This window comes from Tepidanaerobacter sp. EBM-49 (genome assembly GCF_001896645.1).
In the GTDB taxonomy this organism is placed as follows: Bacteria; Bacillota; Thermosediminibacteria; order Thermosediminibacterales; family Tepidanaerobacteraceae; genus Tepidanaerobacter; species Tepidanaerobacter syntrophicus.
Genome location: NZ_MPPE01000043.1, coordinates 1 through 8,178, shown reverse-complemented (window position 1 = coordinate 8,178; position 8,178 = coordinate 1). Strand labels below are relative to the sequence as shown.

The window sequence follows — 8,178 nt, the reverse complement described above, 5'->3', positions numbered from 1 at the left end:
TCATATCTGTCTTGTCAGATAATGCCTTGATTTCCTCATGAACTTCATTGAACCTCGTATCCGTCTTGTCAGATAGAGCTTTAATTTCATTATGAACTCCATCGAACCTCATATCTGTTTTATCGGATAATGCCTTAATTTCGTCATGAACTCCATCGAATTTTACTTCTGTCTTGTCTGATGAGGTTTCTATCTCCTTATGAACTCCACTGAATTTCTCATCTATTTTATCAAATCTTTCTTCAGTTTTGTCTGCTAAACTATCTATCTTTTCGTTTACTTCGCCAAATTTCATATCTGTTCTATCAGATAGTGCCTTAATATCGTCATGAACTCTATTGAATTTTACTTCAGTTTTGTCTGACGAGATATCTATCTTTTTGTTGACTTCACTGAACTTTTCATCTACTTTATTGAACTTTGCATCAATTTTATCAGAGAATACTTTGATTTCACTGTACGCCTCGGAAAACTTTACTTCCGTCTTATCAGCTAAGTTATCAATCTTTTTGCTAACTTCATTAAACCTTTTATCTACCTTGTCAAATCTTGCATCAGTTTTGTTTGACAGAGCTCGGATTTCTCTGCGAACTTCTGTAAACTTCTCGTCAACCTTGTTAAATCTTGCCTCATTTTCTTTTCTTGTAGAATCAAACTTTATATCCACACTGTCTCTTAAACTATTAATTTGTTGTGATATAAGGAAGTAGCCGGATTCATAAATTTTAGGTTCGAAAGGTCCTTTTATTTTTTGTTCGTCATTTCCTCCGCCGGCGTTGATTTCCTTTTCTGCCATATCCATCACCTTCCCTCCTTGTCTGCGACCATTATATCATAAATTTCTGCAATTTTCTATTAAACTTGCTGCAGCTTATCCAAAAAGAACTGCTGCTCCTACTGTGCCTGGTCCTGTATGAACCCCTATAATCGGACCTACTTGGGTAAATATCTTGGCTTTTATCCCTAACATGCTTTCTAAAGCTCCTTTAAGATAAAGTCCTGCCTCTTCAGCTGCTCCATGAGCTACAACAAGCATTTTGCATTTTTTTACCCGGGACATATCTTCAAAAGCTTGAATGATGGTCTTGAGAGCCTTTTCTTGACTTCTAGCCTTGCTATAAGTCTGGTATATGCCGTCATCTCCTACTCTTACGATGGGCTTTATATTTAAAAGTGTCCCCACTATCCCCTGAACTCTTCCTATTCTGCCGCCTTTTTGCAGATATTCAAGGGTATTTAATGTAAAAAGAAGTTCTACATTCTTTCTAACCTCGGAAAGCCTTTCAACAACTTTAGCCGCATCAACGCCTGTTTTTATTATTTCGGCAGCTTCCATTGTCATAAGTCCTATTCCAAGACTAATTGTTTTGGAATCCACGATATGAACCTTGTTGCCAAATTTTTCAGCGGCAACATTTGCTGCATTTATTGTGCCGCTTAAGCCCGAAGAAATGTGTATCGATACTACCTCATCATATTCTTCAAGTAATTCTTCATATAGTCTTCTAAAATCTTCCGGCGACGGCTGAGATGTGGTCGGAAGTTCATCTGACTGGTTTAAAAGCTCATAGAATTTGTCTCCGGCTATCTCATAATCTAGGTATTCTTTATCCTTAAATCTCACTTTAAGCGGCACAACATGAATGTCATATTCTGTTCTGATTTCTTCCGGAAGATCTGCCGTGCTGTCTGTAACTAAGGCGATTTTCTTCATTTGAATCCTCCATTTTTAAAGTGTCATGATCGTATTGTATATTTCGATAAACATTTCAAAAATCCTTTATTTGGTCGTGTATGCTTTATAAATTTCAAAGCCTTGACACAAAAGCCCTAAAAGGTTTACTATTTAGTAAAATGATTATTTTATGGAGGAAGATTAGACATGAGTGCATCAAATCCTACGAGAGACGAAGCTTTTGAACTTTTAAAAAAATATAATTCAAACGAGGCGCTGATTCGCCATGCTTTGGCTGTAGAAGCAGTCATGCGCCATTTTGCAGAAATATTTGATGAACCTGATAAAGAAAAATGGGCTATTATTGGACTTATTCATGATTTAGATTACGAGATGTACCCTGACCAGCACTGTCAAAAGGTCAGAGAAATACTTACTGAAGAAGGTTGGCCGGAGGATTATATAAGGGCTGTGCAAAGCCATGGGTGGGGTTTGTGTTCCGATGTAGAACCCGTAGAGAAAATGGAGAAGGTACTGTATGCTATTGATGAGCTGACCGGTCTTATCACAGCAACCGCTTTGCTTCATCCCAGCAAGAGCGTATTGGATCTTAAAGTAAAATCAGTCAAGAAAAAATGGAACCAGAAAAATTTTGCCGCAGGCGTCAACAGAGACGTAATTGATAAAGGCATAGAACTTTTGGGGCTTGACAAAGATTTTGTAATTGAAGAAACCATAAAAGGGATGCAGACGGTTGCGGAAGAAATCGGGTTAAAGGGCGAAATTTAAGAAAAATTAAAGAGTGGGTTTATGCCCACTCCTCTTTTATGTCGAATGAAGAATTTAATTCTGATTCTAAAAAATCTCTAACTTCGTAAAGTGAATTAAACTCTTTAAATATTAGCCTTCGAATTTCTTCAGAAGGTTTTGCTAAGTCAGGAACACATATCGGCAGCATGCCGGCTTTTAAAGCAGCTCTTAAACCGTTTTCGGAATCTTCTAATACAATACAGTTTTCCGGAGGACATTTTAATTTCTCAGCTGCCTTTAAAAATATATCCGGTTCAGGTTTGCCCCTTGATACCTCATCTCCACATACTATCAAATCGAATCTGTCTTTTACTCCACCAAGTTCTAAGCATCTTAGAGCTTTTTCTCTAGCTGTAGAAGTTGCTACAGCTTTCGGTATTGATTCAGTTTCAAGAAAATCTATTAATTCATAAAGACCCTTTTTTACAGGTATCCCGTGTTTTTGTATATATTCTTCAAAATATGCCGAATGTATTTTGCGAACTGCGGAATAAGGAAATGACTTGCCAAAATACTTTTGAAAATAAGGCACAGTATCTTGGGAATTTAAGCCTCTTGCGCCTGCAATTATATTTTCATCAATATTGTAGCCTAGTTCTTTGCCGGCTTTTTCCCATGCATGTAGGGAAAGCTTTTCCGTATCAAACATCAGCCCGTCCATATCAAAGATAACTAACGAAAACTTTTTCATAATATACTAATCCACCATCCTCAATCTACTTCAAATAAATAAACAGAACCCGAACCCTACTTTAGCAGTAAAATCATTCTAAGTCAAGTATACTGTCCGTTAAAATATGTCAAAATGGACTTTGAAGTTTTCAATTAGATTTTTAGCCAAGACTATTTGCTTGCTATATAGATACTACTATAACCAAAATTAAAAGCGATAAGTATCTTTCTATTTCGCACACGCTTGACTCCTATTATGCTTTATAAACAAACCTTTCTATTATCATATTACCATCAAAATCGAATTATCGCCAGAAAAGACTTTAAGATTCTTCATTCCGCTTCAATTCATTCAAAATGATGATTAGAAGCTGTTATCAGTTGAGGCTTATTAAGAATTTTTTATTTTAAGGTACAATTAGCTTATTTAAGAAAAACTCCGCTTACTTATTGTAAATTTGCAAAGATAGTGATAAAATGTACAAGAAAGTTCAATACACCGAAAGGAAAGTAGTTACTGACCTTCAGGTGCTTTACGTTATATTCTAAGATCTTGGATGCGTTCCGGGGTTGAGGAGGTTAAAATCTATCAGGTGCTTTTAGCCTCCGAAAATAATTTTTAAAATTAGGAGGTTTTTTTGATGTCCAAAACACAAGATTTTATTAATGATGAAGAAATTATGGACCTTTTGGAAAAGGGAAAGGGTGCCGAAAAGTCAGAAATTCGGGAGATTTTCGCAAAATCAAAGGAGAAAAATCGTCTGGAGCCGGCAGAGACGGCAAAACTTCTTCAAATTAATGATGAAGACTTGCTTGAAGAAATGTTTTCGCTGGCAAGACAGATAAAAGAAGATGTCTATGGCAACCGAATAGTATTCTTTGCACCGCTATATATCGGCAACAATTGCATTAACAATTGCCTATATTGCGGCTTTAGGCGCGATAACAAATCTATTGTAAGAAAAACCTTGACAATGGAAGAATTAAGAGACGAAGTTATAGCTCTTGAAAACAGCGGTCAAAAAAGGCTCATTTTAGTCTATGGCGAACATCCCATGTATGATGCGGACTTTATAGTGGAAACCATTAAGACAACATATGAAACAAAAACAGGAAACGGAGAAATCCGTAGGGTAAATATAAATGCTGCCCCCATGGATGTGGAAGGTTATAGAAAACTTAAAGAGGCCGGAATCGGTACATTTCAGATTTTTCAGGAAACTTACCATCATGAAACATATGCTAAAATACATCCAAAAGGAGACATGAAGAGCGACTATCAGTGGCGGCTATACGGACTTGACAGAGCCCTTGAAGCAGGTATAGATGATGTGGGAATCGGAGCGCTTTTCGGCTTGTATGATTGGAAGTTTGAAGTAATGGGTCTTCTGTATCACACCATTCATCTTGAAAAAACTTTTGGCGGCATAGGTCCCCACACTATTTCATTCCCGAGACTAGAGCCGGCTATTGATACACCGTTTATTCAGGAGACAAAATATAAAGTATCTGATGATGACTTTAAGAAACTCGTAGCTATAATCAGGCTTTCAGTGCCGTATACCGGAATGATTTTGACTGCCAGGGAAAGTCCGGAAGTAAGGCGGCAGGTTATACCTCTTGGTGTTTCACAGATTGATGCAGGCTCAAGAATAGGTATTGGCGGATATGCCGAAGCTGCAAAAGGCTATATCCCTGAGAAAGAACAGTTCCATTTAGGCGATATAAGATCACTTGATGAAGTTGTCCGGGAAATTTGCAGTTTTGGATGCATTCCGTCCTTCTGTACAGCAGGGTATAGAGCAGGCAGAACCGGCGATCACTTTATGTCCCTTGCTAAACCCGGTTTTGTTCATAATTACTGCATGCCAAATGCCGTGCTAACTTTCAAGGAATATCTTTTAGACTATGCCTCCGAAGAAACACGTAAGGTGGGCGAGGCTGCAATTCAAAAGCAGCTTGAAGCTTTTGAAAAGGAAAGCCCCGAAAGAAGAAAATACGTTGAAGATAAACTAAAGCTTATCGAGCAAGGTCAACGTGATGTTTATGTTTAGCAATGAATTTAAAGAAATGGTTTCATCTTGTATTTCAGAATCTTTTCGTTGCGAAAACTTGAAAGCAGCTCTTGAAAAGTCGGCCAAAATTATTACAGAATTCTATCCTGATACTAAGTTATGGTTTGCAAAAAGCTTCGGTAAGAGATGGTGCTTTCTTGCCGGAGCAGGCACTGATTCGTTTATCCAGCCTCAGAGAATAGAATATCAGGACGGTTATGCGGCGTTTTTACAAAACTTTTCTTTTGCGCATGAAGATGAGAAGGCAGTTTTGATAGACCTATTTAGGATAATCACTAATATCCAGAAATAAATAACCATGTTACAGGAAAGTCAGGGGTTTCTAATTTACGTAGAAACCCCTGACTTTAAAATTTTCAACATATTCTTTTGCTATAACCTCAAAAGATGAGATGTCTTTTACATCCTTAAAACAATCGTTTTGCATGGGGATGTTATCACTTGTTCTACAGCACTGGATTGTATATGTCTTCGCCTTATAAATCCATTTTAAAATATTAATATAGTCGTCCTTAAAAAGTCCCGGCCAGGTTGTAGTTCTAAATTCATAATCTATGCCGCTGCGCTCAATTAGTTGTATGCTTTTTGAAATAGCATTTATCGATACCGAGCTTTTGCATATCATTGGATACTTTTGGGGTGAAGCTTTGATATCCATAGCTATAAAATCAAGAAGATTGTTTTTAATAAGCGGTTCTAACACTTCAGGCCTTGTACCATTTGTATCTAACTTTAGCTTGAAGCCCAAATCCTTGATTTTTCTTGCGAAATATAGAAGATCTTCTTGCAGTGTAGGTTCGCCGCCGCTTAAAACTACCCCATCTATTAATCCTCGCCTTTTCTCAAGAAACTGTATTATTTCTTCTTCGCATAGCAAATCAGAACCCTTTGAAATAAGCTGCCAGTTGTGACAATAAATGCAGTTCATGTTACATCCTGACGTAAATATTACAGTCGAGAGTAAGCCGGGATAATCTACCGTCGAACACTTATGCAATCCACCTATTAGCATAATTGATTTTCCTTGATTTTAAACATCTTGCGATTAGCGTACTCTTCCTTTTTGCCTTTATTAAAATTTTTTACAGGTCTTAGATACCCGGTGACTCTCGTCCACACCTCAGTTTCTTTACCGCATTTTGGGCATTTTGTCTGTTCCCCGGAAAGATACCCATGATCCGGACAAATGCTAAAAGTTGGAGTTATGGATATATAAGGTATCTTATAGTTGGTAAAAATCTTTCGTATGATGTTTTTGCATACTGATATGTCCTCTATGCATTCACCTAAGTAAATATGGCAGACAGTGCCGCCGGTATATAATGATTGAAGTTCTTCTTGCAGTTCCATTACTTCAAAAATGTCATCAGTGTAATCCGCCGGCAGCTGAGTTGAATTTGTATAATAAGGTGCATCTTCTCCTGCTGTTGTAATAAAAGGGTATTTTTTCGAGTCAAGCATTGCCAGGCGGTAGGATGCTCCTTCAGCCGGCGTTGCTTCAAGGTTGTAAAAATGACCGGTTTCTTTTTGAAATTCCAGCAGTTTTTTCCGCAAGAAATGCATAACTTCCAATGCAAACTGCAGCCCACCCTTAGCAGTTATACCGGCACCTACAAAATTTTCCAGTGCTTCATTCATTCCAATAATACCTATAGTACTAAAATGGTTGTGCCAATATTCACCTGTTCTTTCTTTTATATTTCGCAGGTAATGTGTAGAATAAGGATATAAGTTAGCTTCAGATTGTTCTTCGATAACCTTTCGTTTTATTTCTAAGGAAGCCTTGGCTAATTCTGTCATTTCTTCTAATCGCTTAAAAAACTCATCTTTTGTTTTTGAAAGATAACCTATTCTAGGCAGATTTATTGTAACAACACCAATGGAACCGGTCATGGGGTTGCTGCCAAAAAGGCCGCCGCCTCTTTTTCTTATTTCCGAAGTGTCAATTCTCAATCTACAGCACATGGATATAGCATCTTCCGGCGAAAGATCAGAATTTATGAAATTCGCAAAATAAGGTATGCCATATTTGCAAGTAATTCTCATAAAATCATCAACTACCGGATTGTCCCATTCAAAGTCTTTGGTAATATTGACAGTAGGAATAGGAAATGTAAATACTCTGCCTTTTGCATCACCTTCTAACATCACTTCGCAAAAAGCTCTGTTGAAAATATCCATTTCTTCTTGGAAATCGCCGTATACCTCTGTTATAGGCTGTCCTCCAATAATTACCGGATAATTTTTTAGTCCATTTGGTACCTTGATATCAAAAGTAAGATTTGAGAACGGACATTGAAAGCCGACTCGTGTGGGAACATTTATATTAAAGATAAATTCCTGGAGACATTGCTTGACCTGTGTGTATGAAAGTCCGTCATATCGGATAAAGGGAGCGCAATATGTATCAAAACTGGACCACGCTTGCGCGCCTGCCGCTTCGCCCTGAGTTGTGAACGTAGAATTTACAATTTGACCAAGAAATGAGCGAAGATGCTTTGCAGGGCGGCTTTCTATCTTTTCTTCGACACCTCCAAAGCCTTCCATTAGAAGTTGCCTCAAATCCCAGCCGGCACAGTAAGGGCCAAAAAAACCCAGATCGTGAATATGTATATCGCCTGATTCATGGGCACATCTTATATTTGATGGATATATCTCATATAGCCAGTATTTTTTTGTAAAAGTCTCTCGCACATAATTATTAAGGCCATTGACGCTTTTCCCTGTATTGGCATTTTCCTCTACATGCCAGTCCCGATTGTCCAGGTAATTCGAAAACATCTCAACTGTAGTTTTGATAAGCGCATTATCTTCATCGCATTTTACCATTTGAGTAATCATAGATATGCCGTTACAGAAAACTTATAAAACTTTATAAGGTATTTCAAAACTCTACAAAGTTTATGTTTCCTTCCTTGTTCATCGCACCCACTTTCGATTAACCCT

The 8,178-nt window shown here is 37.6% G+C and carries 8 protein-coding genes; 3 read left to right on the top strand and 5 right to left on the bottom strand.

The features are described from left to right. Both BUE08_RS07960 and BUE08_RS07955 read right to left on the bottom strand, forming a co-directional pair. A partial coding sequence (locus BUE08_RS07960) for a hypothetical protein (protein WP_286680695.1) occupies window positions 1–802 on the bottom strand: 802 nt, incomplete at its 3' end. Window positions 803–871: 69 nt separating this feature from the next. Next, window positions 872–1,714, bottom strand: coding sequence for a DegV family protein (locus BUE08_RS07955; protein WP_286680694.1), 843 nt, complete (start codon window positions 1,712–1,714; stop codon window positions 872–874). 168 nt (window positions 1,715–1,882) lie between these two features. Between BUE08_RS07955 and BUE08_RS07950 the strand changes: the two genes are divergently transcribed. Beyond that, window positions 1,883–2,464, top strand: a complete 582-nt coding sequence (locus BUE08_RS07950) for an HD domain-containing protein (protein WP_059031267.1) — start codon at window positions 1,883–1,885, stop codon at window positions 2,462–2,464. A 19-nt stretch (window positions 2,465–2,483) separates the two neighbouring features. Here the strand turns inward: BUE08_RS07950 and BUE08_RS07945 are convergent, their stop codons facing one another. Beyond that, window positions 2,484–3,176 (bottom strand): HAD family hydrolase, encoded by a 693-nt coding sequence (locus tag BUE08_RS07945; protein ID WP_213997373.1) that lies wholly within the window; start codon window positions 3,174–3,176, stop codon window positions 2,484–2,486. Window positions 3,177–3,798: 622 nt separating this feature from the next. Between BUE08_RS07945 and hydG the strand changes: the two genes are divergently transcribed. Next, window positions 3,799–5,211: a [FeFe] hydrogenase H-cluster radical SAM maturase HydG gene (gene hydG, locus BUE08_RS07940; protein ID WP_059031265.1), complete on the top strand. Its 1,413-nt coding sequence runs from the start codon at window positions 3,799–3,801 to the stop codon at window positions 5,209–5,211. Next, window positions 5,198–5,524, top strand: a complete 327-nt coding sequence (locus BUE08_RS07935; protein WP_059031264.1) for a hypothetical protein — start codon at window positions 5,198–5,200, stop codon at window positions 5,522–5,524. Before hydG ends, BUE08_RS07935 begins: the two co-directional genes overlap by 14 nt. A gap of 30 nt (window positions 5,525–5,554) precedes the next feature. Here BUE08_RS07935 and BUE08_RS07930 read toward each other — a convergent pair whose 3' ends face one another. Both BUE08_RS07930 and BUE08_RS07925 read right to left on the bottom strand, forming a co-directional pair. Continuing rightward, window positions 5,555–6,244, bottom strand: coding sequence for an anaerobic ribonucleoside-triphosphate reductase activating protein (locus tag BUE08_RS07930; protein WP_273039688.1), 690 nt, complete (start codon window positions 6,242–6,244; stop codon window positions 5,555–5,557). Continuing rightward, complete coding sequence (locus BUE08_RS07925; RefSeq protein WP_286680693.1) at window positions 6,238–8,073, bottom strand: ribonucleoside triphosphate reductase; 1,836 nt, start codon at window positions 8,071–8,073, stop codon at window positions 6,238–6,240. The genes BUE08_RS07930 and BUE08_RS07925 overlap by 7 nt, the downstream gene beginning before the upstream one ends. Window positions 8,074–8,178: the final 105 nt, after the last annotated feature.

What these genes read in the sequence shown, in the direction of transcription:
- BUE08_RS07930 (WP_273039688.1), bottom strand. Translation starts at nt 6,244, where the DNA reads ATGCTAATAGGTGGATTGCATAAGTGTTCGACGGTAGATTATCCCGGC.
- BUE08_RS07935 (WP_059031264.1), top strand. Translation starts at nt 5,198, where the DNA reads ATGTTTATGTTTAGCAATGAATTTAAAGAAATGGTTTCATCTTGTATT.
- BUE08_RS07955 (WP_286680694.1), bottom strand. Translation starts at nt 1,714, where the DNA reads ATGAAGAAAATCGCCTTAGTTACAGACAGCACGGCAGATCTTCCGGAA.
- BUE08_RS07925 (WP_286680693.1), bottom strand. Translation starts at nt 8,073, where the DNA reads ATGATTACTCAAATGGTAAAATGCGATGAAGATAATGCGCTTATCAAA.
- BUE08_RS07950 (WP_059031267.1), top strand. Translation starts at nt 1,883, where the DNA reads ATGAGTGCATCAAATCCTACGAGAGACGAAGCTTTTGAACTTTTAAAA.
- hydG (WP_059031265.1), top strand. Translation starts at nt 3,799, where the DNA reads ATGTCCAAAACACAAGATTTTATTAATGATGAAGAAATTATGGACCTT.
- BUE08_RS07945 (WP_213997373.1), bottom strand. Translation starts at nt 3,176, where the DNA reads ATGAAAAAGTTTTCGTTAGTTATCTTTGATATGGACGGGCTGATGTTT.